At 46.7% G+C, this 25,685-nt stretch carries 30 protein-coding genes; 20 read left to right on the top strand and 10 right to left on the bottom strand.

The features are described 5' to 3' along the window. Nucleotides 1–162: 162 nt before the first annotated feature. The 4 genes from LCM20_RS15180 to LCM20_RS15165 form a co-directional block, all read right to left on the bottom strand. A complete protein-coding gene (locus tag LCM20_RS15180) occupies nt 163–1,155 on the bottom strand; it encodes an acryloyl-CoA reductase (RefSeq protein ID WP_225196330.1) in 993 nt (330 codons plus the stop codon). 12 nt (nt 1,156–1,167) lie between these two features. Beyond that, nucleotides 1,168–1,344 carry a hypothetical protein gene (locus tag LCM20_RS15175; RefSeq protein WP_225196329.1) on the bottom strand — a complete coding sequence of 59 codons (177 nt, stop codon included), beginning with the start codon at nt 1,342–1,344 and terminating at the stop codon, nt 1,168–1,170. A 105-nt stretch (nt 1,345–1,449) separates the two neighbouring features. Beyond that, on the bottom strand, nt 1,450–2,082 hold the full coding sequence (locus LCM20_RS15170; protein WP_225196328.1) for a hypothetical protein: 633 nt from the start codon (nt 2,080–2,082) through the stop codon (nt 1,450–1,452). 84 nt (nt 2,083–2,166) lie between these two features. Then, nucleotides 2,167–2,910, bottom strand: coding sequence for a hypothetical protein (locus LCM20_RS15165; RefSeq protein ID WP_318247321.1), 744 nt, complete (start codon nt 2,908–2,910; stop codon nt 2,167–2,169). Between the two features lie 200 nt (nt 2,911–3,110). Here LCM20_RS15165 and LCM20_RS15160 point away from each other — a divergent pair, with 200 nt between their 5' ends. Next, nucleotides 3,111–3,632 (top strand): M15 family metallopeptidase, encoded by a 522-nt coding sequence (locus LCM20_RS15160; RefSeq protein ID WP_225196496.1) that lies wholly within the window; start codon nt 3,111–3,113, stop codon nt 3,630–3,632. Between the two features lie 403 nt (nt 3,633–4,035). Here the strand turns inward: LCM20_RS15160 and LCM20_RS15155 are convergent, their stop codons facing one another. Genes LCM20_RS15155 through LCM20_RS15145 form a run of 3 tightly spaced genes read right to left on the bottom strand, consistent with a single transcriptional unit; the run spans nt 4,036 to nt 5,691 of the window. Next, a complete protein-coding gene (locus LCM20_RS15155; protein ID WP_225196327.1) occupies nt 4,036–4,956 on the bottom strand; it encodes a ketopantoate reductase family protein in 921 nt (306 codons plus the stop codon). A 15-nt stretch (nt 4,957–4,971) separates the two neighbouring features. Then, nucleotides 4,972–5,355, bottom strand: coding sequence for a DUF1428 family protein (locus tag LCM20_RS15150; RefSeq protein WP_225196326.1), 384 nt, complete (start codon nt 5,353–5,355; stop codon nt 4,972–4,974). A 30-nt stretch (nt 5,356–5,385) separates the two neighbouring features. After that, a complete protein-coding gene (locus LCM20_RS15145; RefSeq protein WP_225196325.1) occupies nt 5,386–5,691 on the bottom strand; it encodes a hypothetical protein in 306 nt (101 codons plus the stop codon). A gap of 255 nt (nt 5,692–5,946) precedes the next feature. On the opposite strand from LCM20_RS15145, the gene LCM20_RS15140 reads away from it, so the two are divergent. Genes LCM20_RS15140 through LCM20_RS15130 form a run of 3 tightly spaced genes read left to right on the top strand, consistent with a single transcriptional unit; the run spans nt 5,947 to nt 7,572 of the window. Further along, nucleotides 5,947–6,372, top strand: coding sequence for a DMT family transporter (locus tag LCM20_RS15140; RefSeq protein ID WP_225196324.1), 426 nt, complete (start codon nt 5,947–5,949; stop codon nt 6,370–6,372). A gap of 12 nt (nt 6,373–6,384) precedes the next feature. Further along, complete coding sequence (locus LCM20_RS15135; protein WP_225196323.1) at nt 6,385–7,074, top strand: Crp/Fnr family transcriptional regulator; 690 nt, start codon at nt 6,385–6,387, stop codon at nt 7,072–7,074. A gap of 12 nt (nt 7,075–7,086) precedes the next feature. Continuing rightward, nucleotides 7,087–7,572 (top strand): DMT family transporter, encoded by a 486-nt coding sequence (locus tag LCM20_RS15130; protein WP_225196322.1) that lies wholly within the window; start codon nt 7,087–7,089, stop codon nt 7,570–7,572. Nucleotides 7,573–7,599: 27 nt separating this feature from the next. Here LCM20_RS15130 and mreBH read toward each other — a convergent pair whose 3' ends face one another. Beyond that, entirely contained in the window at nt 7,600–8,607 is a 1,008-nt protein-coding gene (gene mreBH, locus LCM20_RS15125) for a rod-share determining protein MreBH (protein WP_225196321.1), read from the bottom strand. A gap of 233 nt (nt 8,608–8,840) precedes the next feature. Between mreBH and LCM20_RS15120 the strand changes: the two genes are divergently transcribed. The 7 genes from LCM20_RS15120 (at nt 8,841) to LCM20_RS15090 (ending at nt 15,605) form a co-directional block, all read left to right on the top strand. After that, nucleotides 8,841–9,587, top strand: a complete 747-nt coding sequence (locus LCM20_RS15120; RefSeq protein WP_225196320.1) for a YkgJ family cysteine cluster protein — start codon at nt 8,841–8,843, stop codon at nt 9,585–9,587. Next, complete coding sequence (locus tag LCM20_RS15115) at nt 9,577–10,218, top strand: MOSC domain-containing protein (protein WP_225196319.1); 642 nt, start codon at nt 9,577–9,579, stop codon at nt 10,216–10,218. Before LCM20_RS15120 ends, LCM20_RS15115 begins: the two co-directional genes overlap by 11 nt. A gap of 7 nt (nt 10,219–10,225) precedes the next feature. Continuing rightward, the gene (locus LCM20_RS15110) at nt 10,226–10,678 is read left to right on the top strand and encodes a nucleoside deaminase (protein ID WP_225196318.1); all 453 of its coding nucleotides are present in this window, start codon (nt 10,226–10,228) and stop codon (nt 10,676–10,678) included. A 12-nt stretch (nt 10,679–10,690) separates the two neighbouring features. Then, nucleotides 10,691–11,062, top strand: a complete 372-nt coding sequence (locus LCM20_RS15105) for a DUF1992 domain-containing protein (RefSeq protein WP_225196317.1) — start codon at nt 10,691–10,693, stop codon at nt 11,060–11,062. A gap of 140 nt (nt 11,063–11,202) precedes the next feature. After that, nucleotides 11,203–12,705: a CAP domain-containing protein gene (locus LCM20_RS15100; RefSeq protein ID WP_225196316.1), complete on the top strand. Its 1,503-nt coding sequence runs from the start codon at nt 11,203–11,205 to the stop codon at nt 12,703–12,705. Nucleotides 12,706–12,726: 21 nt separating this feature from the next. Further along, nucleotides 12,727–13,392 (top strand): SOS response-associated peptidase, encoded by a 666-nt coding sequence (locus LCM20_RS15095; RefSeq protein ID WP_225196315.1) that lies wholly within the window; start codon nt 12,727–12,729, stop codon nt 13,390–13,392. Nucleotides 13,393–13,463: 71 nt separating this feature from the next. Next, nucleotides 13,464–15,605 carry a GGDEF and EAL domain-containing protein gene (locus tag LCM20_RS15090; protein ID WP_225196314.1) on the top strand — a complete coding sequence of 714 codons (2,142 nt, stop codon included), beginning with the start codon at nt 13,464–13,466 and terminating at the stop codon, nt 15,603–15,605. 105 nt (nt 15,606–15,710) lie between these two features. On the opposite strand, the gene LCM20_RS15085 is transcribed toward LCM20_RS15090, so the two are convergent. Next, nucleotides 15,711–17,090 (bottom strand): alanine/glycine:cation symporter family protein, encoded by a 1,380-nt coding sequence (locus tag LCM20_RS15085; protein WP_225196313.1) that lies wholly within the window; start codon nt 17,088–17,090, stop codon nt 15,711–15,713. A gap of 216 nt (nt 17,091–17,306) precedes the next feature. Between LCM20_RS15085 and LCM20_RS15080 the strand changes: the two genes are divergently transcribed. The 4 genes from LCM20_RS15080 (at nt 17,307) to LCM20_RS15065 (ending at nt 19,497) form a co-directional block, all read left to right on the top strand. Then, entirely contained in the window at nt 17,307–17,786 is a 480-nt protein-coding gene (locus tag LCM20_RS15080; protein WP_225196312.1) for a low molecular weight protein-tyrosine-phosphatase, read from the top strand. After that, complete coding sequence (locus LCM20_RS15075) at nt 17,786–18,112, top strand: YtxH domain-containing protein (RefSeq protein ID WP_225196311.1); 327 nt, start codon at nt 17,786–17,788, stop codon at nt 18,110–18,112. The genes LCM20_RS15080 and LCM20_RS15075 overlap by 1 nt, the downstream gene beginning before the upstream one ends. Before the next feature lie 22 nt (nt 18,113–18,134). Continuing rightward, nucleotides 18,135–18,968 (top strand): YihY/virulence factor BrkB family protein, encoded by an 834-nt coding sequence (locus LCM20_RS15070; RefSeq protein ID WP_225196310.1) that lies wholly within the window; start codon nt 18,135–18,137, stop codon nt 18,966–18,968. Nucleotides 18,969–19,029: 61 nt separating this feature from the next. After that, a complete protein-coding gene (locus tag LCM20_RS15065; protein WP_225196309.1) occupies nt 19,030–19,497 on the top strand; it encodes a hypothetical protein in 468 nt (155 codons plus the stop codon). A gap of 54 nt (nt 19,498–19,551) precedes the next feature. Here the strand turns inward: LCM20_RS15065 and LCM20_RS15060 are convergent, their stop codons facing one another. Next, nucleotides 19,552–21,471 carry a heavy metal translocating P-type ATPase gene (locus LCM20_RS15060; protein ID WP_225196308.1) on the bottom strand — a complete coding sequence of 640 codons (1,920 nt, stop codon included), beginning with the start codon at nt 21,469–21,471 and terminating at the stop codon, nt 19,552–19,554. 228 nt (nt 21,472–21,699) lie between these two features. Between LCM20_RS15060 and LCM20_RS15055 the strand changes: the two genes are divergently transcribed. From LCM20_RS15055 to LCM20_RS15035, 5 genes are all read left to right on the top strand, one after another. Next, nucleotides 21,700–22,578: a transporter substrate-binding domain-containing protein gene (locus LCM20_RS15055; RefSeq protein WP_225196307.1), complete on the top strand. Its 879-nt coding sequence runs from the start codon at nt 21,700–21,702 to the stop codon at nt 22,576–22,578. 9 nt (nt 22,579–22,587) lie between these two features. Continuing rightward, the gene (locus LCM20_RS15050; protein WP_225196306.1) at nt 22,588–23,280 is read left to right on the top strand and encodes an amino acid ABC transporter permease; all 693 of its coding nucleotides are present in this window, start codon (nt 22,588–22,590) and stop codon (nt 23,278–23,280) included. Between the two features lie 137 nt (nt 23,281–23,417). Then, entirely contained in the window at nt 23,418–24,200 is a 783-nt protein-coding gene (locus LCM20_RS15045) for a metal ABC transporter ATP-binding protein (RefSeq protein WP_225196305.1), read from the top strand. Continuing rightward, on the top strand, nt 24,197–25,054 hold the full coding sequence (locus LCM20_RS15040; RefSeq protein WP_225196304.1) for a metal ABC transporter permease: 858 nt from the start codon (nt 24,197–24,199) through the stop codon (nt 25,052–25,054). Before LCM20_RS15045 ends, LCM20_RS15040 begins: the two co-directional genes overlap by 4 nt. Further along, the gene (locus LCM20_RS15035) at nt 25,051–25,461 is read left to right on the top strand and encodes a Fur family transcriptional regulator (RefSeq protein ID WP_225196303.1); all 411 of its coding nucleotides are present in this window, start codon (nt 25,051–25,053) and stop codon (nt 25,459–25,461) included. Before LCM20_RS15040 ends, LCM20_RS15035 begins: the two co-directional genes overlap by 4 nt. Nucleotides 25,462–25,685 lie beyond the last annotated feature (224 nt).

Genomic DNA, 25,685 nt, shown 5'->3' with positions numbered 1-25,685 from the left:
CATCCTTACAGCTCCGAAGCTGATCCAGTGTGATTAAGTTGTATCAAAACGTAGCAGAATGCCAGTCTCATACAATCACTCTTTTCTTTTCCGATTACCTTCTAAAAGGCACAATAACTAATTATATCCCAAAAGTGTTAGTGAGTCAAGGTTTCATCCTGCTTATCCAAATTTCACAATCGTTCTTCCCCGCGTTTGTCCGGCAAGAATCTGATTCAGGGTTTCCGGTAATTCCTCTAAGCCAATGACGACTTTTATGTCATCGAATAGTTCCTTCGTCTTCAGGTCGTTGGCAAGTCGATGCCACACTTTCTTCCGCTCATCCATTGGAAACTGCACGGAATCGATGCCTATCAGACTGATTCCCCGCAATATGAACGGATAAACCTGTGTAGGTATGTTTGTTCCGCCTGTCAGTCCACTGACGGCGGCTGCACCATTGTACTGAAGTTGACTCAGGACAGAGGCAAGCTGTTCACCGCCTACTGGGTCGACTGCGGAAGCCCAGCGCGCACTTTTTACCGGTTTCAGATTCCCGTCATATACATCTTCGCGTGAAATGACGCTCTCCGCTCCTAACCGTTTTAAGAATTCGGTGTGTTCTGCGCTTCCGGTGCTCGCTTCAACGTGGTAACCTCTCTTGGCCAGCATAGCGACGGCCATACTTCCGACTCCGCCTGACGCTCCTGTAACGAGGACAGGACCATCCTCCGGCTTCAGCCCGTTCTGTTCTAAACGATGAATGGATAATCCTGCTGTGAAACCGGCTGTGCCGTAAATCATCGATTCTTCAAGGGTCAGACCATCAGGTAAAGGTACGACCCACTCAGCTGGCATTCTTGCGTACTCACTGAAGCCGCCGTGGTGATTGACTCCGATTTCATAGCTTGTCGCAATAACGCGATCTCCCTTTTTGAAAGAATCATGATCGGACTCCACGACTTCACCCGCAAGGTCAATCCCGGGAACAATCGGGTATTCCTTCACCATCGGGTTATCCGGCTGTGAAACGATTCCATCTTTAAAATTGACACTTGAGTAATGGACTTTGATCAGGACGTCGCCTTCTGGAAGGTCTTTAAAGGATAACGTTTCGATTCCGGCTTGCTGCTGACCCTCATTTTTATCGATTCGATAGGCTTGAAAAGTTGTCATCTTATCACCTCACTATGGTCGTAGGTCTTCGTCATACTGCTGTTCAGTCAACGAGTCATTTTTCGAATGGGTACCATCTTTCTGTTCTTTTTCTTCCTTACGAATTTCTGCGTCAGGCATGCCATCTTGTAACTTTTCTTTCTTTAACTTTTCTTCAAAGTCTTCTCGCTTCTTCTTTTCGTTACTCATCGATGCACCTCCCTGTCATACGTACAGGAGAAATATTCCTTTTTTTAATGCATCTTAAACACATGAATTTGCAGAAAAAAACCCTTTTCCGATGTGGAAAAGGGTTCAACGATTCAAACGCTGCTTCATTCTTTCAGCGATGGATGACTGAAGGAGGTAATCGACAGCTGTGCTGAGGATGAGTCCGTGCAGAATGACACCGAGGATGGTGAAAAGGACGATGATGACCTGTCCGACCGCTGTTTCAGGCTCGAATCCACTCCGTCCGAAAAACGTCAGAGAGAGGAGGGCGCTGATCCACGCTTCCCCGTAGGATTCCAATTCGGTCTCCGCAAGATGTAAAGGAATGATCAATAGGAAGACAAGCCCGAATGTTATGCCGGATACGAGGAGGAGGTGCTGTTTTTTCAAAAACCGGATGAACGGCATCGTATAGTACTTGGTCATCGACTTCAATCGCAGGAGGTGCAGGATACGTGCGACACGTGCGAATTGAAAGACGGCATCAAGCGGAATGGCTGCGATGACGATAAAGGGATTCTTCTTCACGAATTCCCACTTGCTTTCGCTTTGGAAAAGACGGTATAGGAAGTCGAGGAAAAAGATCGACCAGGTTCCCCAGACGATGTAGCTGTTGTATCCAGTTTGTTTCCATATCGTTGCGACAGAGAATCCTGCAAGTACAATCATCAGGATTTCATAGATCGTTCGGGTCGGTTTTTGTCGAAAGCGTCTCACTAGGTGCCACTCCAATTCTCTTAATCTATTCCTATTATATCATGCTGATAGGAAGAGAGTAGGAGTCCTTACCACAGTCCTTCGTCACTCTGCCTTTCTGACAGAGTGGAATAGACTCTTCAACCGGTGGATTTTATTGGATATGAGAATTTTCTTAGGTTTTACAAATCCGTCTCTGAATTGGTACGTTCGTCCCTCTTCTTCATAAATCCCCAGCACCTCAGACTTCACTTGCTGCTTCATATATTTTCGGAAAGGGAAGGAACGGTATTTTTTCGGCTGATACCACGAGTAAGAATGAAGGAAAGGATACTCGTATAGAGGCCCTTCATAAATCATCACTAAATCTTCGTGTCGCCTGAAGTCATCGGGTGTGACGAGGGCGCTGTTTTTTTCGAATAGACGAACCCCGCTCCGGTTCAACACCTCTGCAACGAATTGAGAACAGAAATAGCTTGCCGGCACATCGATCGGCTGATTCACAGGGACGCCGAGAAGGCCGATATAGTTGTAGAAAAGGGTTTTGTAATTACGGCTGAAAGCCTTGATGATTCTCTCGAGCTTTTGATACGTGCGTCTTGTTACCCTCAATTCATAGACAGCACACGTACTGTACGGGTACCAGCTGAACGTACCCTGGACAAAATCCTCCTCTACAAAGCCTCCCCAGAAAGGATTGGTCGGTCTGCGCCTGCCGAAACTGTAGATGCGTTTCATGTCTTGGTCAAGCGCAAGGGATGCATGGTTATAAGGAGCGGATGTGACAGCTTTTATGGCTCTGGTCGGTAAAGAACCGGTGTTTGATAATAGAATATAAATAGATTTCATAGAATCGCCTCAGTTTTTGTTGGTATATTTTACATTTTATAGGATGGATTTTTCAGTCACAACAATTTCTATCAATCTTTTTATATGGTATTCTTAATCATAGAGACTACATCATAGAAAGGACTGTGTGCGTGAGGATTCTCTCGAACATTGTAGCATTCGCCGTATTTATCGGCTGTGTAGCCTTGCTTCTATTATTCATGTTCCCCAGAATAGACCCGAACCCTGCACCCGTCGTTCAAACGAATACAGAGAACTCAGAAGAAACGCCCCTGCCGACGATGCTTCATCCGTTGGTGGAAAAATATAAAGATGACCTTGTCGCTCAAGCAGAGCAGAAGGGCATCGATGTCGTCATCACGGAAGGACATCGAACGGAAGAGAGACAGAAAAAATTGTATGCCCAGGGCAGATCGACAGAAGGAAATATCGTCACCTATGCGAAAGCGGGGGAGTCGTACCACAATTACGGACTTGCCATTGATTTTGCTTTAAGGACGGAGGGTGGCGACGTTGTGTGGGATACACAGCGGGATGATAATGGAAATGGAAAAGCCGATTGGCTCGAAGTCGCAAGAATCGCGAAAGATATGGGGTTTGAGTGGGGCGGAGACTGGACGAACTTCAAAGACTATCCGCACCTTCAAATGGACTTTGGTTTAACCATTCGTGATTTGAAAAGAGGCGAACGTCCTCAAATAAGTGAATATGCCGATGAATAAGCCATGCTGAAAGCTCAGCGTGGCTTTTTTAGGTTGTCGAGAAAGTCCTGTCGGTTCTTATAAAGCTTGAGGAGCGGCTTTGGCGAAACAACTCGCTTTCCATGGGCTACGCCCCGAGTCTCCTTGCTCCCTTCGGTCGCTGTGGGGTCTCATCTGTACTCTGCTCCCATAGGTCTCGCCATTTCGCCAAAACCTTTATGAAGTGGAGACGGAACCTCTTATGCTATCATCTAAAAAAGGCGATAAATGATATCAGGGGATAACGTCCAGCCTTACATATATAAGCTCGGTTCTGTTTCCACTACTTCCATCCCGCTGTTTTCCCCATTTGTAACAGAACCGTTCTCCATACTTGTTCAACAGTCTGAAAAGGAGCGCTACCGTTACAGTAGCGCTCCTTTTATTAGTTTCCGTATGCTTCGTAAGGTTTAATCATGCCGAGAATCGTTTCTGTGTAAGGCATGGAAAGATTAACTTCTTCAGCCAGACGGAGCGCTCCACCGTGCAGATGTTCGGACTCGAGCGGCAGCCCTTTGCGGCGATCCTGGTGCATGGAGGATGTCATCTCATGGTCGAACCCGCGCAGACGCTCAAAGGCTTGAGCGACATGTTCATCGGTCAAACTGATCTTATGGGCTACGGCCAAATCCTTCATTTCCTCCAGTACGCGCTCAGCGATTCGGAAGGTTTGAGGAAAACTTCTGACAACGCCGATCGGCTGATTGACCGCCGTTGTAATGCCGGAAAAGGCAGAGATGAACATGTACTTCTTCCACATATCCTCTAAAATATTCGGACTGAGTGAACTGTTCATGTTCGCTTGATTACATGCCAGCGCTAACTCCTCGCAGATACCCTGCTGAGAAGGGTGGAGAGGTCCGAATACAAGGTCGTGAAACTTGCTGGTGTGAACGACGTGTCCATTCTCATCAAGCGTTGCGATAATGTACGATAACCCGCCCATGACTGCTTCTTCTCCAAGCTCCTTCTGCAAAATAGAGATGTGCTCCATTCCGTTCAGAACCGGATAGACCTTAGCCCCTTTCTGAACGAGTGCTTTCAGCCAGTCCAACGTTCCGTGCAGGTGGTATCCTTTTACGGCAAGAAAGACGAGGTCCGGTTCCACAATTTGCTCGGGGCTTGTGGCGATGGTCAGTTCATCGACCGTATAGTCTCCCATTGCGCTATGTAACTGGAGGCCGTTCTTCTCCAACTGCTCCGCACGGCCGTCCCGAACTAAATTGATGACTTCATGCCCTGCCTGCTGCCATCGGGCTCCAAAGTACGCACCTAGTGCACCTGCTCCTAATACAACAATCTTCATCCATGACTCCTCCTTTTAATTTAGCTGCTCTGAGATTGGGGTTTCGGGTTTTTCGGTGTTGAAGGTGGAGGTGACGACTTTGTTCATTTCCACAATGTCTTTAATATGGTTGCTCAAATAGTGGATAATATCATTGAAGCCGATCGAGGCCATCACTTCATGGTAATGTTGTTCATCTTTGAACAAAGTCTGACCAAGCAACAGCTCTTCGTCTTCCTCCACTTCAATCAAGTTCAGCATGCCCATGGAACCTTGTCGACCTGTCGCTTCATGGGAAAAGAACATGTGGTGTTGAAGGGTTCCGTGAGACTCGAGTATTTCTCCAGACTGTCGTGCCATTTTCAAGAAAGAATCCAACTGGGAATCTTTCACGCGAAAAAAACAAATGACTGTAAACATAAATGCTTCCCCCTGGTAAAATAATGATCTCTAAGCGGTTTTGTCCAAGCGGGTCGAACGGCCGCCGTCAATCAGCAGTACGATGGCTGTGACGGTGTGCATGATCCAGCCGAGAATCGGGATGACAGCGATCACGCTTGTAATCAAACCGAGAATGCTTCCTGCAAATGATCGGTTATCACGAATGGACAGCACTAATGTAATGGCGTGGATGATGAACATGAATAATAGTGGTCCCCATCCGCTGCTCAGTACGAAAAGACCGCCTGCTACTGGGATCGCCAGTAACGCTTCACATATGCCTGTGATCCATTTCAGAATCGTAGATAGTTTCATAAGGGTTCTCCTTTTCCTGACAAATCTTCTATACGCCCACTGTGACGGGCTTCCACACGTCCTTATCCAGTGTATGGTTTAAGTTTAACAAACCAAGCCTGCTTAGGGTATTCCCTTCTATATTAGATTTCATTCGACAAAATAGGCTGAATCCCTGCCAAAGTATAAAGAATCATTTCGGACATATGTCCTTTTCTAACAAGTGGAAATGGGTTTCAATGGATAGAGGAAGAACAGGTAAAGGAGACGTATGAAATGAAAGGTGTACTTTTTTCGATTCTGGCAGGTCTGTGCATTACCTTGCAGGGAATCTTCAATTCAAACATGGGCACAGCTTTAAGCGGGTGGCATACAACAGTCGTTGTACACGTCGTAGCTTTCTCGTTGGCTCTGGTGGTTTATTTGAATAAGCGAGACGGAAGTATAGAGGGGTTGAAGCGCGTCCATCCCTTTTACTATGTTGGAGGATCTTTTGGTGTGCCGGTCGTATTCTCTGAGCTGACAGCGATTCAGCTGCTTGGACCAGCCGCAGCGATTTCAATCTTACTTGTGGCCCAGTTGGGACTAGCGTTCTTAGTCGAATGCAGAGGCTGGTTCGGAGAAGTGAAGCAGCGGATCCAGACCCACCAAATCATCGGGCTCGTAATGATCGTGTCAGGCGTCGTCATCTTCAAATGGTAAGGAAGGATACAGATGAAGGAAATCAAAGAAAGCAAAGTCAAGATAGAGGATTACGGGCTTGAGCGCGTGTTCACTCAGGCCACAATCGAGCGAATGAAATATTTTGAAGTGAAAAAAGGGGACATTCTCTGCGTGAAAGGCGATTCCCTCGAGCATATGTATTTTCTGTTAAGCGGAAAAATTAAAATCCATACCGTATCTCAAGAGGGAAAGGGACTGATTCTGCGGTTCAAAACACCGATGGCGATCATAGGCGATGTCGAGTACATCCAGGGGACAGAGGTGTTCCATACGGTAGAAGCGGTCACGGACGGGTATATGGTCGGCATCTCTTTCCAGGATCTCCGCATGTTTGAGCAGGAGAATACCCGCTTCCTACATTACCTGCTTGAGGTGATCAGCCACAAGTTTTATACAGAATCCCATGCTTCCACGCTGAATATGTTGTACCCGGTGGATGTCAGGCTTGCGAGTTACTTATTGTCCATCTCAGAAGATGGAAAAGGGTCGATGTTCCATGAAGAGATGAGGACGTCGAATTTGCAGGAGTTCGCTGATGTCATGGGAACGAGCTATCGACACCTGAATCGTATTCTTCTCAACTTTCACGAACAGGGGATCATTGAGCGAAAACGAGGCTCGATACGGATTAAGGACTTAGATTTATTGAGGGAAAAAGCGAAAGGAAACATCTACGAATAAGGAGGGATCAGGATGTTTGGCATTATACTTTCTGTCATTGCAGGTGTGTTGATCAGTATGCAGAACGTCTTTAACACACGCATCAGTGAAAAGGGCGGGTCCTGGGCGACGACGACAATCGTACTTGGAATCGGCTTGTTTGTGTCCATTCCGGTATTTTTCATCATGGACGGGGGGAACCTCTTCGATTTATCAGGCGTGAATCCGATTTACCTGCTCGGAGGCGTGTTCGGCGTGGGGATCGTCTTCGGGTTGATGCGCGGTATGCAGGAGCTCGGTCCTGCGTATGCTGTCAGTATCGTGATGGTGTCTCAGCTCGCCATGGCATCGATCGTCAACACATTCGGACTGTTCGGGTTTGAAGAAATGACTTTTACCGCTCAGAAAGGTCTGGGACTCGGGCTTCTCATTATCGGAGTGCTTGTATTCAAACTAGGAGGAAGGATAAGCCTTCTGAAAAAGAGCAAAGAAAAAACAAACGATGCCTTACGTGCGTAGGCATCGTTTGTTTTATGTTAAAACGTCTTATTTCGTTGCTTTCTGCAGTTTCTTCATCATCGACAGGGAGCGTCCTGTTCCGATTGCGACCGATTCCAAAGGGTTCGGCGCCATGTGGACCGGAACGAAGATCTCTTCTGAAAGCCAGTCCTGCATCCCTTTAAGGAGTGATCCGCCACCCGTTAAGATGACACCTCGATCTACAATATCCCCACTTAGTTCTGGAGGGCATTCCTCAAGCGTTGCGCGAATCGTCTCTAGAAGTTGTTCAAGCGATTCACGTAGAGCCGACTGAATTTCTTTTGATGAAAGTTCAATCGTTTTCGGAAGACCGTTCACCATATCACGGCCTCGTACTTCCATTTTTTCCTCAGGATGATCAATCAGCGCGTAACCAATCTCCATCTTGATTTGTTCGGAGGTTCGTTCACCAATCAATACGTTGTACTCTTTGCGGACGTATTTGATGATTTCTTCATCCATGACATCACCACCGGCGCGGATGGACTTGCACGAAACGACACCGCCGAATGAGATGATCGCGACCTCGCTTGTACCGCCTCCGATGTCTACAATGACATTCGCAATCGGTTCATCCACAGGCAGGTCTGCACCGATCGCTGCGGCAATCGGCTCTTCAATAAGTTGGACATCTTTAGCACCGTAACTTTTCACGGCATTGCGTATGGCACGCTGCTCGACGGATGTGGCACCAGATGGGATACATACGACGACATTCGGCTTACGCATGGAAATGCCGGATTTCTTGGACACTTTTTTCATCAGCTCTTTTAACATTTGAGCTGTCATATCATAGTCGGCAATGACTCCGTCCCTAAGTGGGCGCACAGGAATGACGTTACGAGGAGTCTTCCCGACCATTTCTTTCGCTTCTTTTCCGACGGCTACAACGTTTTTGGTTTCGGTGTTGTAAGCGACGACGGATGGTTCGTTAAGTAGAATTCCTTTAGACTTAGAATATATCAATATATTGGCAGTACCGAGATCGATACCAATTTCTGCACTAGAAAACATGAGACGTACCTCCATAGATGCTAGATTCTCTTATAAGACTTCTCTTATGATAGAAGGTTTCTGGGGGTTTCACAATAGGAAATTGGTGGTTACTCCACAGATTATGAAACAAGACCTAAGGATATGTATAATGATAGGTAACAATAAAATGCGGTCAGCCATCCAGTTTTCCCCTGTGGTGTTCCGACAGGTTTGATCGTAAGACAATATGATAAGATAAGGAGTTTTTCCTTGTGAAGACATTTTTGAATCACCAAGAAATCATAGATAAATGTGAAAAGATAAATGAGCAGTATGACATCGATCCAGGCGTTTTTGATGCGGTCGTCGATGATCTGCTTGAAAGTGAAGATCCTACGGAAGATGTGGTTCTTCGGGGGTTTCAGCGTCTTTTGGATGAAGTGGACCATGAAATAGGCCGGATGGAGTCTTTCGTCGACATGAAGCCGAACTGTTTTATGGGATGTGCATTCTGCTGTTATTTCCCGATTGTGTTGAGCCGAATGGAAGCCAAGATGATGTTCCGTTCGATTGAGCATTTTGATGAGCACAGAAAGCAGGAGATCTTTGCACATTGGGAGAATTATTTTGAACAGAATAAGACAAAGCTGTCAGAAGCCCTTCAAATGGATCCGGAAGATTCCGAAACGAAGCTCGCCTATAAACGTCTGAATCTCCCTTGCCCGATGCTCAACCCTGAAACACAGCTCTGTATGGCGTATGAAGTGCGCCCGATTCCTTGCCGTACGTACTTGAATTACAGCAATCCGACCGTATGCGCCGAGCAGCATATGCCGAAAGAACCGTTCAGCTATGAATTCCTATACACCTTTTATTTCGGAGCGATCAATGAATTGATACAAGTCCTGTATGAGAATGGAGAAGACGTGTTTGTAGACTATCCGAGTGATGCCTGGAGCTATGATTATCTTCCTGCATGGATTGCCAAGTGGAGAGAGGGGACCTTACATGAAGTATAAGCTGCTGTCGTTGAACGTCGGCCGGCCTGAAGTGTATGCAACGGAAAAAGGGGACTTGAAGAGTGCCTATCGAAAGACGCCTGTAAACGAAACGACGTTTTTGACGTATTTGAATTTCGAAGGGGATGAACAGGCGGATAAGAAAAATCATGGTGGACGTGATAAAGCGGTCTGCTTATACCCGGCCCAGCACTATCGCCATTGGGAAGAAACGTATAACAAGTCTTTTGCATTTCCCGCATTCGGTGAAAATATAACGGTCGAAGGCATTGATGAGCGCGATGTGTGCGTAGGCGATATTTTTCAGCTTGGGGATGCTTTGCTGCAAATATCAGAGCCGAGAAAGCCTTGTTACATTATCGCAAGAACACACGGCATTGACGATTTCCCTGCACGAGTGACCAAGGAAGGGTTTACCGGATTTTATTTGCGGGTCCTGCAGGAGGGGAGTGTGACACCCGGCGATATGATGAGTCTGGTGGAGCGGCACCCTGCAGAGGTTCCGGTTGCCGAAGTTAATGAGGTCCTTTATCATGACCGCAAAAATCATGAAAAGTTGAGGCGTATCCTTGAAGTCGACGCAGTAGCGGATGGTCTGAGGGGGACATTACAAAAAAGATTGGAGACGTGATCCTGTCATGCATGATGGGTTAGAAAGAGCTTTACAGCTGGCTGTTCGAAATGTCAAAGAAGGCGGACACCCATTCGGTGCTGTTCTGATGAAAAACGGTGCTGTGGTAGCAGAAGGGGTCAACACGCTCCATAAAAAGTCTGATGTTACCGGTCATGCTGAGATCGCTGTTCTAAGGAAATTGCAAGAAGAGTGGGGAACGACCGATTTGAGTGATTGTGTGATGTATGCAAGTGGTGAACCTTGCCCGATGTGCATGACGGCGATGTATTTCTCCGGCATCCAGACCGTGTATTATGCTCAGTCTGTGGAAGACGCGGCCGAAGTTGGATTAGGGTTATCTGGAGACGTGTATAAGGAACTGTCGAAGGACAAGCAGGACCGAAAGATCGAAATGATTCATCAGCCTGTAGAGTCGCAAGCTTTGAACGCCATGGCACAGTATCAAAACCGATCATAAGGGGATGAGTGTATGGGCTTTGAACATCTGATCGAAGAGAAGATTAAGCAATCGATGAAGAATGGAGATTTCGATAACCTGCCGGGCAAGGGAAAGCCCCTGCCTGAGGATGAATTCGCCCATGTCCCGGCTGAGCTTCGTAACAGCTATCGAATTTTGAAAAACGCCAACATGCTTCCGGAAGAAATGCGGCTCCAAAAAGAGATTGTTGAAATAGAGGAGCTTCTTCACACGATCAAAGATCCAGAAGAAAGACAGCCTTATGTGAAGCAACTGTCTGAGAAGAGGATTCGTTTCGATGTGTTGATGGAGAAGCGCAACATCTCACAGTCCAATGCGTTCAGGCAGTACGAGGGGAAAGTGAATCGCAAGCTCGGCTTCTGAATCGAATACGTTTAAATGAGGTGCTTTAAGGATAATGTTCCTTAAGTACCTTTTTTTGTACGCAAGTATCATCCTATCATAACAGAAAGCGTTTACTAGTATGGTGGATAGAAAGAGATATAGACAGGAGGATGAGCACCATGATGCGAGTATTCGTCTTACCTTTCTTACTTATAGTGGCTTCATTGTTGTCACCTTCAATCGAGGCAGGAGCGGAAGGAAGTCAACACCTCAGCAATTTACCCTCAGATCAAACAGAAACACTTCAGCAGCACTCATTGGAGCGGGTCAATGTGTACCGGGAACAGCTTGGACTTCCCCTCTTCAGGTCCCATGATTCTTTAAAGAAAATGGCTGAGAACCATGCCGGTTACTTGGAGCAATACCCGGATGACGGTCATTTTGAACAGCAGACGGAAAGTGAATTTTTTACGGGGTACAGTATGAAGCACCGCGCCGATCATGTGGACTATACAGGGGTTGTCGGTGAAGGGATTACGTACCACGAAGAGAGTGCGCTTACCTCGATCAATCACTTATTCGATGCCCCATATCACAGGCTGAGCCTGCTCGATCCAAGGTTTCAATTCATAGGAACAGCTCAGAATGCTTCAGGGGATTTCGTCGCCAACTACGGAGGAGAAGGGGTCTTGCAGGAACCCCGTACTGTCGTTTACCCAGCCCCGGATCAAGAACAGGTGAAGGTTTCGTGGTTTGCGAATGAATCACCGAATCCTCTCCGCTTCTTCGATGAAAACAGGATATGGACCGGATATCCGATCAGCTATCGACACTTCGGATTTCCGAACGATGAGTTGATCGTAGAGTCCGCTGAGTTACTGGATGAAGAAGGGGAACAGGTAGAAACCTATAACGTGACCCCATCGATAGAAGACCATGGAGACCGTCATCTGTTTCTTATTCCAAAAAAGAAGCTGCAACCTGGACAAAATTATCGTGTAGAGATAAAGGCAGAGGTCAAACATGCCGATGGTACTAGAAATGATGTCTCAAAATCCTGGGAGTTTTCGACAGCTGGACAATTGATGCTTGAGCATATGTATTTGAAGGATGAGCGACAAACGACGTTTTTGAAAACCGAATGGGCATCGGGGCAAGATCCGAATGCGCTCATTTCACTTCGTCAATCCGGAAAGACGCTGCTCGAGAAACAAGGGAATCAGCAATATACGTATCAAAAACTGGAACCCGGAACCTATCAAATGGAAATCGACAGCCCATGGTTCAATGAAACACAGAAGTACAGAGTAGTCATTGGAGAGGAGGAGGGACTTCTTCAAATCGAATCCTTTCAACGGGTAGAAACAGCCGCCGCAGCCTCTGTCGATTCAAGCAGTTATGACGAGATGGCTGGGATAAAAGAAGTTGATCCGGATAAGCTATGGACGATTACATTCAATGATACGATGAAGGAGTCACCGGGCTTTATTTATGTTGTTCGGGAAGATGGATCCAAGGTGGATGTGAAAGTGGAAGAGGGAAGTGAGTCTCATACCTTTCTCGTGCATCCTCCAGAGAGCGGGTACACGAACGGACGTTATCAGCTCATGATCGATCCCATGCAGAGTAATGCAGGACAGCAGATGACTACAGGGGTGAAAATGAACTTCTTTGTCAATTAATCCGAACAGGGGACGATAAACATGTGTGGAAGGTTTACGCTGACGGTTGACGACCACGAAATACGTAAAGAATTTGGAATTGAGACCATTTCTGAGGATATCGAGCCTCGTTTTAATGTTGCACCAGGACAGAAGGTGTGGACCATCATTCAGAATGGGGCGGAAAAACGAGCAGGACAGATGGATTGGGGGCTGATTCCCTCCTGGGCGAAAGATCCGAAGATCGGATACAAAATGATCAATGCAAGAAGTGAAACCGCCCACGAGAAGCCGAGCTTCAAGAGGCTGATGGCACAAAGAAGATGCTTGATCCTGGCAGACAGCTTCTATGAGTGGAAGAAGACGGATGAGGGCAAACAGCCGATGAGAATTTCATTAGCGAACCGGAATGTATTTGCCTTTGCAGGGCTGTGGGACCATTGGAAGACCGAAGAAGAGGATCGTTTTACGTGTACGATTCTGACAAGAGAATCCAATGAGTTCATGAACGACATCCACCACCGTATGCCTGTCATTCTGCCGAGGGATAAGCAGAATCAATGGATCGAACCGGTCAAATGGAGTGGGGAACAAGCCCATCAATTCGTAGAACAGCTGACCATCGAAGACTTCGATGCATATCCTGTGAGTTCTTACGTCAATTCTGCCAAAAACACAGGCGCTGCTTGTATTGAACCTCTGGCGTGAGAAGAATCTAATCGTAAACGAGGCTCTCTTTTTAGAAAAAATTGTATGCGGGGAATCCTATGAAAAATTTAATGAATCACTCAAAAATTGATATGGATACCATTTTCGATCTATACAATACGTTGAAGCGTCGTCATCTCGACGATGCTTCACGGCAGCTCGTGGACGAACTGGGGAGGCTACTCGTTCCTTATATACATACTCAACAGCACCTCCTCCGTTCTTTGAGCCATGTCCTGTCGGTGATGTTGATCGATAAGAATGGTACGATTTTGTACAGCGACGACTATTTTTCCGAGCTTGCGAACTATGAAAATAGTGAAATAGAAGGTAAGTCCTTTCATGAATTTCTAAGCTCTTCTGCAGATAATGACGTCTTTCATCATTACTGGATGGAACAGGAAGAGGTGTTTGACGGGGAGCTGGGCTTCATTGGTCAAGAAGATGTGCCGTTTTGGATGAGGACGGTCATTGTCCCTCTGTTAGATGAGCCCTCGTACATCGTGTTCGGTATGGACATTACAAGGCAGAAGCAGGGGGAAGCGAGGCAGCTGGAGAAGGCGCACAGCGATTATTCCAGAACGGTCCAGTCGCTTGTCAATCTTGTCTTTAAAGTGAAAAGAATAGAGAAAGGTGTCTTTCAGTATACCCTTTTTGAAGGAAAGCTGGCCGAAGACATCGGGCTTACGACAGATGTCGTCCAGGGACAGACGCTCGAAGACCTCTATGGACATTCAAAAGCACAATTCTATCAAAATAAATATGAACGGGGCTTCCAGGGAGAGGTACTGTCCTATAAACATAACTATAACGGCAGGTACTTTTATACGACGTTGTCCCCCATTCACCAAGGAGAGCGCGTCGTCGAGGTAATCGGAAGTTCGATTGAAATCACTTCCTACCAGGAGGCGGAGCATCGAATCCAGCATATGGCGTCCCATGACCCCTTGACGGACCTGCCGAACCGGAACAAGTTGCAGGAAGATCTGCCTGTTTTGATGGAGAAGTATGACAAAGTATCTCTTATGTTTTGTAATCTGGATCGCTTTAAATATATCAATGATGCCATGGGGTACATTGCAGGAGATCAAGTAATCAAATTAATGGGTGAAAGAATTGAAAGTGTGATTGAAAATGGAGATCGTGTGTACAGACTAGGTGGCGATGAATTCATCGTTTGTTTGTTGAATGATCAATCGAGCGAGGAGCTCACGAGACAGGGGCATTATATCTTGCAGAAGATCGTGCAGCCGATTCACATCATGGGAAAGGAAATCTTTATGACAGCACGAATTGGGACGGCGCGTTACCCTGTGGATTGTTCAACAGCCGATGAATTGATTAACTGTGCCAACATTTCCATGCAGTACTGCAAACGCAATGGCCGCCATAATTTCTTGTTCTATACACCGAATATGAATGAGTATCACGATTATCAAATTTCGATGGAAGGAAACCTTCGGGAGGCGATCAGCCGCAATGAGTTGTGCCTTCACTATCAACCGAAAGTGAACGTGGAAACAGGGTTCATAAGCGGAATGGAGGCGCTGGTCAGGTGGGAGCACGCAGAGAAAGGCTTTATCTCCCCGGGAGAATTCATCCCATTGGCAGAAGAGACGGGGTTGATCACCCAGCTCGACGAGTGGGTGCTGCAGGAAGCATGCAGACAGAATCAGCAGTGGATCGACGCAGGGTATGCGCCGGAGCGGGTTGCCGTCAACGTGTCGGCAAACGAAATTCAACAAACGGATTTTGCTGAAAAGGTGAAGAAGGTGCTAGATGAAACCGGACTCGATCCGAAATACCTTGAAATTGAAGTGACGGAAAACAGCGTGATGCAGAATACAGACCAATGTATCCGCACCATGCAGGATTTGAAAGCCCTCGGCGTTTCATTATCCATCGATGATTTTGGAACGGGCTATTCATCCTTGAGCTACTTGCGGAAGTTCCCGATCCATTATCTGAAGATCGATCAAGCCTTTATTAAAGGGGTCGATCATGATCCAAGTGATTCTGAGATTGTGAAGGTCATGATTCAACTGGCGGATGCGTTCAAGCTCCAGGTGGTCGCAGAAGGGGTGGAGAACGAGGAAGTGCTGCAGTTCTTACGTGAAAATCATTGTTCGTATTATCAGGGGTATTATTTCAGTAAGCCGCTTCCCCCTGAGGAGATGGAACAGTATTTAACCAAAAAGCAGACCTATTCTTAGATTGTGCAAAAGGTTTAGGGAGCGCCCTTTTTTGTAAAACAGAAAGAGAAGAAGCCGCAAAAAGAGCGCCCACGTTTCTAAGTGGGCGCTCTTTACTCTTTTCTTTTAGTTGTTGTAGCGGGCTTCTTTTTCTTCTTGTCGTTCTTTCTTGGCTACCTTCAGGAATTTGTTCGTTTCGGCAGCGACGACACCTGATAGGAGCAGGAGGCCGATTAAGTTCGGGAAGGCCATCAGTCCATTCATGATATCAGCAAGTCCCCAAACGACATCCAATTGGGCGACTGCTCCGACAAATACGAATCCGACGAATACGAGTTTGTAAATGCCGATTCCCTTCTGTCCAGTCAAATACCCGAAGCACTTCTCGCCGTAATAAGACCAACCGACAATAGTGGAGAAGGCGAAGAAAATAAGTCCGATCGTGACAATGTAAGCTCCGATGTCACCAAGGAAGATTTGGAAGGAAGCGGTCGTCAAGTCAGCACCATCCAAGTCTCCTTGATATTGACCGGCCATGACGATCGTCAGTCCAGTCATCGTACATACGAGAATCGTATCGATGAACACCTGCGTCATGGATACAAGGGCCTGACGCCCGGCGTAGTCTGTTCTCGCTGCAGCGGCCGCGATGGGTGCGGAACCGAGCCCAGCTTCGTTCGAGAAGACCCCTCGAGCGACACCATACCGGATAACCGTTCCTAAGATTCCGCCACCGACAGCTGAGGCCGTGAAGGCATCTGTGAAGATCGTTCCGAATGCGGGAAGAACCATTCCTGCGTTCGTAATAATGATGATTAGTGCGCCGATGATGTAGAAGACGGCCATAATCGGAACGAAAAAGGCGGTCACTCGACCAATTCCTTGGATACCGCCAAGAAGAACGAGTCCGGCGAATGCTGCAAGTAAAATGCCTGTAACCCACGTCGGAACGCTGAATGTTGATTCCATGACGTCCGATACGGAGTTGGACTGTACCATGTTTCCGATTCCGAATGCTGCGATCGAACCGAAGATGGCGAATAACAGTCCTAACGTTCTTCCGAGCCACTTCGTCTTCAAACCTCTTGATAAGTAATACATCGGTCCACCCGACATCTGACCATTTGGATCTTCTATACGATACTTAACGGCGAGAACCGCTTCCGCATATTTGGTCGCCATTCCGAATATGGCGGTGATCCACATCCAGAATACGGCTCCAGGTCCACCAAGGACAACGGCTGTCGCAACACCCGCGATGTTCCCGGTCCCGATTGTTGCGGCAAGAGCTGTGGTCAATGCCTGATAATGGGAGATATCCCCTTTTTCTTTTTCAGACTTCTTTTTCTTCGGTACAAACGCTAATCGTAAAGCGTAGGGCAGTGTTTTAAACTGCAGGAAACCGAGGCGTAACGTCAAATATACGCCTGTCCCAACGAGAAGGGTGAGCAATACAGGTCCCCATACGACGGAACTGATCTCCCCCAACACTTCTTCTAAATTCATGTCTGCCAACCCCCATTATAGAAAAATAGTAGTTCTATATACAATATTCAGAAAATTATTGACAAAAGTCAAGAAGATTTCGGATTATGGCGAGAGGAAATGTTTAGTGCGGTAATTTGGAGGAAAATATGCTATAAGGGATGTAGTGGAAAAGGGTTTCCTTATCCATTTATAGAAATAGAGAAAGATGAAATACTATGTATGGAGGAAGAAATGATGGTTCGAGTACTATTTGTCTGCTTAGGGAACATCTGTAGATCACCTATGGCAGAAGCGGTTTTTCGTGATATGGTCCAAAAGGATGGCCTATCTTCACAAATTGAGGTCGATTCGGCCGGAATCGGTCATTGGCATGTAGGATCAGACCCCCATGAGGGGACGAAGGGCATCCTTGATCAAAAGGGTCTCTCATACGAAGGGATATCGGCTAGGCAGGTGACGGAATCAGATTGGGACGATTTCGATTACTTGATCGCCATGGATGATCAAAATATGAGAGATTTGAAGGCCATCCGTGAAAAGAACGACGTCGTAGTCGGGAAGCTGCTCGATGAGATTCCTGGCGCCAAAGAATCGGATGTACCTGATCCGTATTTTACAGGGAATTTCGATTATGTTTATCAGCTTGTGAGTGAAGGGTGCTCACGATGGTTGGAAAGAATAAAAAATGAACATTCCTTAAAGGAGGAAGAATAATGGGAGAGCAGAAATTGTGGAAAGGCGTATTAGTCGGTGCAGCGATTGGAGGAGCCCTCATGCTCCTTGATAAGGATACGAGAAAATACGTAGGAGAAAAGAGCCGTTCTGCAGGAACGAAATGCAGCGGATATATCCAGCACCCATCGGAGGCTGTCCATGCGCTCAGAATGAATTATGAATATGTATCCAAGCAGGTGAATAAAGGTGTAGAAGAACTGCTTGCGATTTTGAATAAGGCAGAAGAACTGATCGATAAGATCGGGCAAATTAATCAGGAGGTGGAGGATCAACTGAAAGCTGTTGATTCCAAAGAAGCTTCTTAAAGTCTTGAGGTGAAGAAAGGTCATGAAGGAAGTCGTATCCATTGTTAAGGAACTGATCGAACGGTTTGGAAAAGATGATGTAGGGGGTATGGCGGCACAGCTCGCATACTTTTTTCTTCTTTCTCTATTTCCTTTCATGATTTTTCTTGTTACGCTGCTTGGTTTTATCAATGTGGATGAAGGGCGGGTCTTAGCCTTCATCAGTACATATGCACCGCCGGAAGCATTCGACTTGATCACAAATAATGTATCTTCATTATTGCAGAATGAAAATGGCGGCATTCTATCCATCGGAATTATCGGAACGTTATGGGCCGCTTCCAATGGTGTGAACGCCATCATCCGTGCTTTTAACCGCGCATACGAGGTGAAGGAGGATCGTCACTTCCTAATCACTCGATTAATTGCCATCGTTTTAACGATTTCGATGGTGATTGTGATCGGCATTGCCTTATTGCTGCCGGTCCTTGGACATAGTATCGGATTGTACCTGTTTTCCTATATCGGTTTATCAGACAGCTTCATCACAGCATGGGAGGCATTGAGGTGGATGATTTCTACCGTCATTTTCTTCATCGTCCTGTCTTTTCTGTTTGCCATGGCGCCGAACAAGAAAATCAAGTACAAAAACACCTCAATAGGTGCTCTTTTTTCCACAGTAAGCTGGCAGGGGACGTCTCTGCTTTTCTCCTTTTACGTAAGCAACTTAGGGAATTACTCAAGCGCCTATGGAAGCCTCGGAAGTGTCATTGTTCTGATGATCTGGTTTTACCTCACAGGGGTCATTATTATATTGGGAGGAGAAATCAATGCCATTATCTTCAGAAGAACCCACGGCATCGAATCCAAAGCTTAAGAGGATGGTCCTAGGGTTTCTTTCTTTACTGATGATATGTTCGCTGTTTCCAGGAGGGTGGATGGTAACGAAGGTCCATGCCTGTTCCTGTGTTCAACCTCCACCACCTTCTGAAGCGCTCGATCAAGCGGGGACGGTCTTTTCTGGAGAAGTCACAGCAATCAAAGAAAAGGGAATTGGAATCAAGCATAAGCAGGCGTTGATCGAAGTGGATCAGGTGTGGAAAGGGAAGAAGAACAGTGAGGTCATCGTGAAAACAGGAAGAGGTGGCGGGGACTGTGGATATGAATTTGAAACCGGGAAATCGTACATCGTCTATGCAAAAGACGGATGGGGAAAGCCTGAAGTTTCACTCTGCAGCCGAACCGATCAACTCCCTTCCGACGACCCTGAGCAGTTGGGTCAAGGAAGGGAACCGGTAAATACGGTAGACTTATCTTTGTCTAATCGATATCCACTCTACCTTTCCTTGATCGCCGCTGGCGGAGTGGCGGTATTGGGTTTGCGTAAAATCTATAAGAAAAAATAGGATTTCACGAAGTGAAAGACCCGAATGCTTCCACTCGGGTCTTTTACTTATATCTTATCCTCTGAGTAACCGTAATCCGTTCAAAATAACGAGGATGGTGCTGCCCTCGTGTCCGATAACGCCTAATGGAAGGTCCAGCAGTTGAAGGAAGTTACTGATGATCAACAAGGTAATGACGGCAATAGAGAACACCACATTTTGTTTCACTATCCTGTTCATGCGCTCAGACAGCTTCATCGCCTGGACGATCTTCGGCAGGTTATTCTTCATCAGAACGACATCTGCGGTTTCCAGAGCGACATCTGTTCCTTCTCCCATCGCAATGCCTAAATCAGCTGTTGCGAGGGCAGGGGCGTCATTGATGCCGTCACCGACCATGGCGACTTGACCGAAGTGCTGTTTCAGCTTTTTCACTTCTTCGACTTTCTGTTCCGGAAGACATTCTGCGATATAGGCGTCGATCCCGACCTCTTCGGCGATAGCGGCAGCGGTCGTTTTATTGTCCCCCGTCAGCATGATCGTGTAGACACCTCGTTTTTTAAGTCCTTTAACGGCTAGCTTCGTATCCTCTCGCACCGTATCTTTCAGTGCGAACAGTCCGACAATCTGTGGACCGCGTTTGGCGAAGATGACGGTTTTACCTTCTTCAGCCAGTTTTTCTGCGATGCCTTCCTCGAAGGCCTCTGCTTCCTCTTTGCCTACAAAGTCCGGTTTACCGATCTTCCATTCTTCCCCTTGAATCAGAGCTTTGACCCCATGACCGCTCATATCGTTCATCTCATCCACGGATACTAATTCAACGTCTTTTTCTTTTGCAAAAGCTACAAGAGCTTTCGCAAGCGGGTGATTGGATTCCTGCTCGATTGAAGCGCTGATTTTCAGGGTGTAGTCGTGGTCTGTTCCAGATGCGTAAATAGCATCGGTGATGACGGGCTGGCCGTTCGTCAACGTTCCGGTTTTATCAAAAGCGATGGCTTCAATGTGGGACAAGTTCTCGACATGGACGCCTCCTTTAAATAACAGTCCTGATTTGGCCCCGTTCGTAATGGCTGACAGCGTAGCCGGCATAATGGAAGCGACCAATGCACAGGGGGAAGCGACGACGAGTAGGATCATCGCGCGATAGATGGTGTCCATCCACGTCCAGCCGAATAGGAAGGGGGGAAGGACCATCATGAGAGCAACGACGAGCAGGACGACTTTGACATACGTCCCTTCAAACCTTTCAATGAAAAGCTGGGACGGAGACTTTTCGCTCTGAGCGGACTGTACCATTTGGATGATTTTTTGAAAGACGGTGTCACTTGAAGGCTTTGTGACGGTCACAGTCAGACTTCCGCTTATATTCACGGTACCTGCAAAAACATCTTCGTTCAGTCCCTTCGTAAGCGGAACAGATTCTCCCGTAATCGCACTTTCATCAATACTGGACGTGCCTTTTTGTATCGCACCGTCCGCCGGAATGCGTTCCCCCGCCTTGATCAAAATCTGATCTCCTAATCGGAGGGTGGAAACATGAACGGTTTCGTGACCATTTTCCGTGAGCAGGGTCGCTTCCTCCGGTTGAAGATCCATAAGGGATGAGATTTCCTTCTGGCTTCGATTCATCGTGTACGTTTCCAGGGCTCCGCTTAGAGCGAAGATGAAGATAAGGATCGCCCCCTCTGTCCAGTAGCCGATCGATGCCGATCCGATGGCTGCGAGAATCATCAACAGCTCGACATTCAATTCTTTCTCCTGAATCGTCTCTTCAATCCCTTCCTTCGCTTTAGCGAAGCCGCCAATCGTAAAGGCTATGAGATGAAGCGTAATATAAGTAGATGTTGACACACTGTCTGAAAGCAACCAAGCACACAATACAAGCGCTCCACTCAGTAATGCAGCAATAAGCTCCAGGTGTTCTTTCCAAGAATGGTCTGATAAAAAGGCTGGAAACCATGACGGATTCAATAGGGAGCGGGAATCTGTGGACATTGGATCAACTCCTTAAGTATTTGTAATTGAGAATGAGTAGCATTTAGATTATAATAATTATAATGTAGTACATATTATTATTTTAGCTTAAAAAAGTGCTTAGTCAAGTTTTTCTACTTCTTTTTTGTAATATTCAAACTTTAAAAAAGAGTGCGATACAGTTGATACGACAGCTGTCTACTTGCTATATTTAAGAGGTGTTAAATTTATTGAAAGGTGGACATACACATGCGTAAAGGACTTTTATTCATTCTTATGGTCTCTTTCACCGTTCTGTTGGCTGCTTGTGGGTCATCCAGTGACGAAAGTGAAGGAAATGCTGATAATAGCGAAGCGTCATCTGACGCGAAATGGACAGAGATACAGGAAAATGGAGAAATTGTAGTCGGAACATCCGGTACACTTTTCCCAGCTTCTTATTATCCTGAAGGATCAGACGAAATGACAGGATACGATGTTGAAGTAATGAGAGAGGTTGCGGACCGTCTTGGTCTGGAGCTGAAGTTTGAGGAGTACGGTGTCGACGGCTTGCTTGCAGCCATCAACAGCGGTCGTATCGATGCAGTCATCAATGACATGGAAGTTACGGAAGCACGTAAGGAACAGTTCACATTCACAGAGCCTTATAAGTATTCCTACTCTACGATGATTGTTCGTGAATCCGATCTTTCCGGTATTGAAACTCTTGAAGATCTAGAAGGGAAGAAGCACGGTGGTGGAGCGACAACCGTCTTCTCGGAAATTGCCGAACATTTCGGAGCGACAACGACGACATATGGTAACGTGACGAATGACGTTTATCTACGTGACGTGGAAAACGGACGTACGGACTTCATTATTAACGACTATTACTTACAGTCACTAGCACTACAGGCATTACCGGATATTGAAGTTCAGCTTCACCCGGACCTTCAATTCCATCCAACGAATTCAGCCATCGTCCTTCCTAAGGAAGCGTCAACGCTGAAAGAAGAAATCGATGCTGTACTTCAGGAAATGAGAGAAGATGGCACACTTACCGAGCTTTCTGAGGAATTCTTCGGAGGAAAAGACGCTTCTAAGAAGCCGGAAATGGACGTACGTGAAATCGAAGGCTTAGATTTGTAGGGGTTTCTTATGCTGGGAATAGAGATCGATTCCATTCAAATCGAAAAGTTGTTTAACGTCGAACGAGCATGGGACAACCTTCCTTTTATTTTGCAGGGAGTTCCGCTCACCATGCTTGTTGCTGTCATCGGAATGTTGATCGGCCTCATTCTTGGCTTCTTTCTTGCCCTTGCTCGAGGGTCGGATCATATTTATCTCCGGTGGCCGGCAAGGCTGTATATTTCATTCATGCGCGGAACGCCGATTCTGGTCTATCTATTCGTTCTATACTTTGGATTGCCAGTCGTTGGCATTGAGTTTCCGGCAACGGTAGCCGCTATCATCGGATTCGGGACAAACAGTGCCGCCTATATTGCGGAGATCAATCGTGCGTCCTTAAACAGTGTTGCTTACGGGCAGTGGGAATCGGCACGTGCACTAGGATTCTCTTATTGGCAGACGATCAGACGCATCATTATGCCTCAGGCGACGAGAATCGCCATTCCGCCGCTCGGAAATGTGTTTCTCGATTTGCTGAAAGCGACGTCGCTTGCTGCGATGATTTCGGTTCCGGAAATACTCAATAAAGCCCAGATTGCGGCGGGGCGTACAGTCGATTCCATGACGATGTATATTACAGCGGCACTGATCTACTGGCCGCTCACGATGATTTTTTCAGCTCTTCAAGATTATTTTGAAAAACGATACAATAGACATCTCTAACCAGAACCAGGGCGCATGTGCGCTCTGGTTTTTCATTGTTAGGATACATATCTGATATTTGATTCTTCCGTGTCTGTGGTTTATGATGGGGACAGGAATAATCCGTAATCATTATTATTTACAAAAGAGGGAACACGATGAAACAAAATGCAATTGTGGAGATGAAAGATCTCTCCTTTAAATATGAAAAAGAATGGGTCGTTAAAGATGTGAACCTTTCGATCTATGAAGGGCAGTTTCTTGGTCTGGTGGGGCCGAACGGTTCAGGTAAATCCACGTTGATCAAGCTGATGCTCGGCCTCTCGAAACCGGATGTCGGAAGCGTGCAGCTTTACGGAGAGTCGATTAAGAAGTTTGATAAGTGGGAAGAAATCGGCTTTGTTTCCCAGAAGGCGAACAGCTTCAATTCCGGCTTTCCGGCTACAGTGATCGAAGTCGTCAAAAGTGGTCTGGTTTCCCGAATGGGTACCTTCTCTTTCTTTAATCGAAAGCACAAAGAGAGAGCGATGGAGGCTCTTCGGACTGTTGAGATGGAAGAGTATGCCGACACAAATATCGGGGAATTATCCGGTGGACAGCAGCAGCGTGTCTTTATCGCAAGGGCGCTCGTCAGTGATCCTTCCCTCGTCATCCTGGATGAACCGACGGTAGGGGTCGATGCCAAGCACGTAACAGACTTTTACAACCTGCTTGGTAAGCTGAACAAGGAGAAGGGGATTACGCTCCTCATGGTCACCCATGATATTGGCACCATCACGGATCACGCGACTCATGTCGTGTGTATGAATAAGACGATTCACTTCCACGGTCATTCGGATGATTATAAGGAATTCAGCGAAGAGGACCTGAATCAGCTCTACGGTCATGCGGTTCAGCAGCTTTCACACAACCATGACCATAGTGGGGTGAGCCACTCATGATCGAAAGCTTGATGCAGTATCAATTTTTACAAAACGCCGTGATAACAGGGCTGTTGATCGGACTTGTCGCCCCGCTTCTCGGTGTGTTCATTGTCGTGAGAAGACTTTCCTTGATCGCAGATGCACTGTCACATATTACGCTTACAGGTATAGCGGCCAGCCTGCTGTTGGAGAAACGCGTCTCGGCCATTAACGATTGGAATCCGATTTATATGGGGATGGTCTTCTCGGTAGCAGGTGCGATTCTTATTGAGAGGCTTCGCAAGGTCTATAAACATTATGAAGAGTTGGCCATTCCGATTATTTTATCGGGTGGAATCGGCCTAGGGGTTATTCTCATTTCACTTGCGGATGGATTTAATACGGATTTATTCAGCTACTTATTCGGAAGTGTGACGGCGGTCGACCGCTCCAGTGTCTGGACGGTACTCTTCATTACGCTCGGAGTCATTGCGATTGTGATTCTCTTTTATAAAGAGCTGTTTGTTCTTTCGTTCGACGAAGAACACGCTTCGATATCAGGGGTAAGTGGACGATGGATCCATCTATTGTTCATTGTCATGGTGGCGCTGGTCATCGCATCCTCGATGCAGGTTGTCGGGATTCTGCTCGTTTCGGCATTGATGACTCTGCCTGTTGCGGCAGCGCTCCGTCTGTCCAGAAGCTTTAAACAGACAATCGGGCTTTCCATTGTATTCGGCGAGACTTCTGTCATCACAGGTCTCTATTCTGCTTACCACTTGAGCGTACCTCCAGGAGGAACCATCGTCATGACAGCCGTTCTCATTCTTATTATGACGATCATGTATAAGCGAATGCAGAAGCAATTTTTAGTAAAGGGTGAAGCATCTTGAAAATAGAAACGGCACTCGAGAAACTGAAGGCAAAAGGCTATAAGCGAACGAAACAGCGTGAAAGAATGCTTGAGATCTTCGTTAATCAGGATTCCTATATTGCAGCGAAGGAAATCATCAAGCAGTTTCAGAAGGACTTCCCTGGTGTGAGCTATGATACCGTCTATCGCAACTTGTATCTGCTGACGGATGAGGAGATCCTGGAGGCAACGGAGCTCGGAGGCGAGAAGCACTTCCGTTTAAGCTGCGATACGCACGGACACCATCATCACTTCATCTGCACCACATGCGGCAGGACGAAATCGATTGAATTCTGTCCAATGGAAAAAGTGGAGGATAACCTCCAAGGCTACGATATTGAAAATCACAAATTCGAAATATACGGGAAATGCCCGACCTGTGCTTGAGCCTGCTGATCAGCAGGCTCTTCTCTTTTCCGAAGAAAAAGAGGCTATGATGAATGTTCTAGCACTCTCGCTTGATACGAACGATTAATTTTCGGTTGGGTCTTATCGGTTCTCTGAGAAAAGGAGTAAAGGTGTTGGAGAAACGACTCGCTTTCCACCGGCGGTCGGTGAGCTTCCTCGCTCGCTTCGCTCACTGCGGGATCTCACGCTGTCCTCCAATCCGG

It is taken from the genome of Halobacillus litoralis (assembly GCF_020171725.1).
Classification (GTDB): domain Bacteria; phylum Bacillota; class Bacilli; order Bacillales; family Halobacillaceae; genus Halobacillus; species Halobacillus litoralis_F.
The sequence above is the reverse complement of the archived record's forward strand: the minus strand, read 5'-3'. Positions and strand labels throughout refer to the sequence as shown.

Coding starts and splice junctions, on each gene's coding strand:
- LCM20_RS15180 (WP_225196330.1), bottom strand. CDS start 1,155: ATGACAACTTTTCAAGCCTATCGAATCGATAAAAATGAGGGTCAGCAG.
- LCM20_RS15175 (WP_225196329.1), bottom strand. CDS start 1,344: ATGAGTAACGAAAAGAAGAAGCGAGAAGACTTTGAAGAAAAGTTAAAG.
- LCM20_RS15165 (WP_318247321.1), bottom strand. CDS start 2,910: ATGAAATCTATTTATATTCTATTATCAAACACCGGTTCTTTACCGACC.
- LCM20_RS15160 (WP_225196496.1), top strand. CDS start 3,111: ATGTTCCCCAGAATAGACCCGAACCCTGCACCCGTCGTTCAAACGAAT.
- LCM20_RS15155 (WP_225196327.1), bottom strand. CDS start 4,956: ATGAAGATTGTTGTATTAGGAGCAGGTGCACTAGGTGCGTACTTTGGA.
- LCM20_RS15150 (WP_225196326.1), bottom strand. CDS start 5,355: ATGTTTACAGTCATTTGTTTTTTTCGCGTGAAAGATTCCCAGTTGGAT.
- LCM20_RS15145 (WP_225196325.1), bottom strand. CDS start 5,691: ATGAAACTATCTACGATTCTGAAATGGATCACAGGCATATGTGAAGCG.
- LCM20_RS15140 (WP_225196324.1), top strand. CDS start 5,947: ATGAAAGGTGTACTTTTTTCGATTCTGGCAGGTCTGTGCATTACCTTG.
- LCM20_RS15135 (WP_225196323.1), top strand. CDS start 6,385: ATGAAGGAAATCAAAGAAAGCAAAGTCAAGATAGAGGATTACGGGCTT.
- LCM20_RS15130 (WP_225196322.1), top strand. CDS start 7,087: ATGTTTGGCATTATACTTTCTGTCATTGCAGGTGTGTTGATCAGTATG.
- mreBH (WP_225196321.1), bottom strand. CDS start 8,607: ATGTTTTCTAGTGCAGAAATTGGTATCGATCTCGGTACTGCCAATATA.
- LCM20_RS15115 (WP_225196319.1), top strand. CDS start 9,577: ATGAAGTATAAGCTGCTGTCGTTGAACGTCGGCCGGCCTGAAGTGTAT.
- LCM20_RS15110 (WP_225196318.1), top strand. CDS start 10,226: ATGCATGATGGGTTAGAAAGAGCTTTACAGCTGGCTGTTCGAAATGTC.
- LCM20_RS15105 (WP_225196317.1), top strand. CDS start 10,691: ATGGGCTTTGAACATCTGATCGAAGAGAAGATTAAGCAATCGATGAAG.
- LCM20_RS15100 (WP_225196316.1), top strand. CDS start 11,203: ATGATGCGAGTATTCGTCTTACCTTTCTTACTTATAGTGGCTTCATTG.
- LCM20_RS15095 (WP_225196315.1), top strand. CDS start 12,727: ATGTGTGGAAGGTTTACGCTGACGGTTGACGACCACGAAATACGTAAA.
- LCM20_RS15090 (WP_225196314.1), top strand. CDS start 13,464: ATGAATCACTCAAAAATTGATATGGATACCATTTTCGATCTATACAAT.
- LCM20_RS15085 (WP_225196313.1), bottom strand. CDS start 17,090: ATGAATTTAGAAGAAGTGTTGGGGGAGATCAGTTCCGTCGTATGGGGA.
- LCM20_RS15080 (WP_225196312.1), top strand. CDS start 17,307: ATGGTTCGAGTACTATTTGTCTGCTTAGGGAACATCTGTAGATCACCT.
- LCM20_RS15075 (WP_225196311.1), top strand. CDS start 17,786: ATGGGAGAGCAGAAATTGTGGAAAGGCGTATTAGTCGGTGCAGCGATT.
- LCM20_RS15070 (WP_225196310.1), top strand. CDS start 18,135: ATGAAGGAAGTCGTATCCATTGTTAAGGAACTGATCGAACGGTTTGGA.
- LCM20_RS15065 (WP_225196309.1), top strand. CDS start 19,030: ATGGTAACGAAGGTCCATGCCTGTTCCTGTGTTCAACCTCCACCACCT.
- LCM20_RS15060 (WP_225196308.1), bottom strand. CDS start 21,471: ATGTCCACAGATTCCCGCTCCCTATTGAATCCGTCATGGTTTCCAGCC.
- LCM20_RS15055 (WP_225196307.1), top strand. CDS start 21,700: ATGCGTAAAGGACTTTTATTCATTCTTATGGTCTCTTTCACCGTTCTG.
- LCM20_RS15050 (WP_225196306.1), top strand. CDS start 22,588: ATGCTGGGAATAGAGATCGATTCCATTCAAATCGAAAAGTTGTTTAAC.
- LCM20_RS15045 (WP_225196305.1), top strand. CDS start 23,418: ATGAAACAAAATGCAATTGTGGAGATGAAAGATCTCTCCTTTAAATAT.
- LCM20_RS15040 (WP_225196304.1), top strand. CDS start 24,197: ATGATCGAAAGCTTGATGCAGTATCAATTTTTACAAAACGCCGTGATA.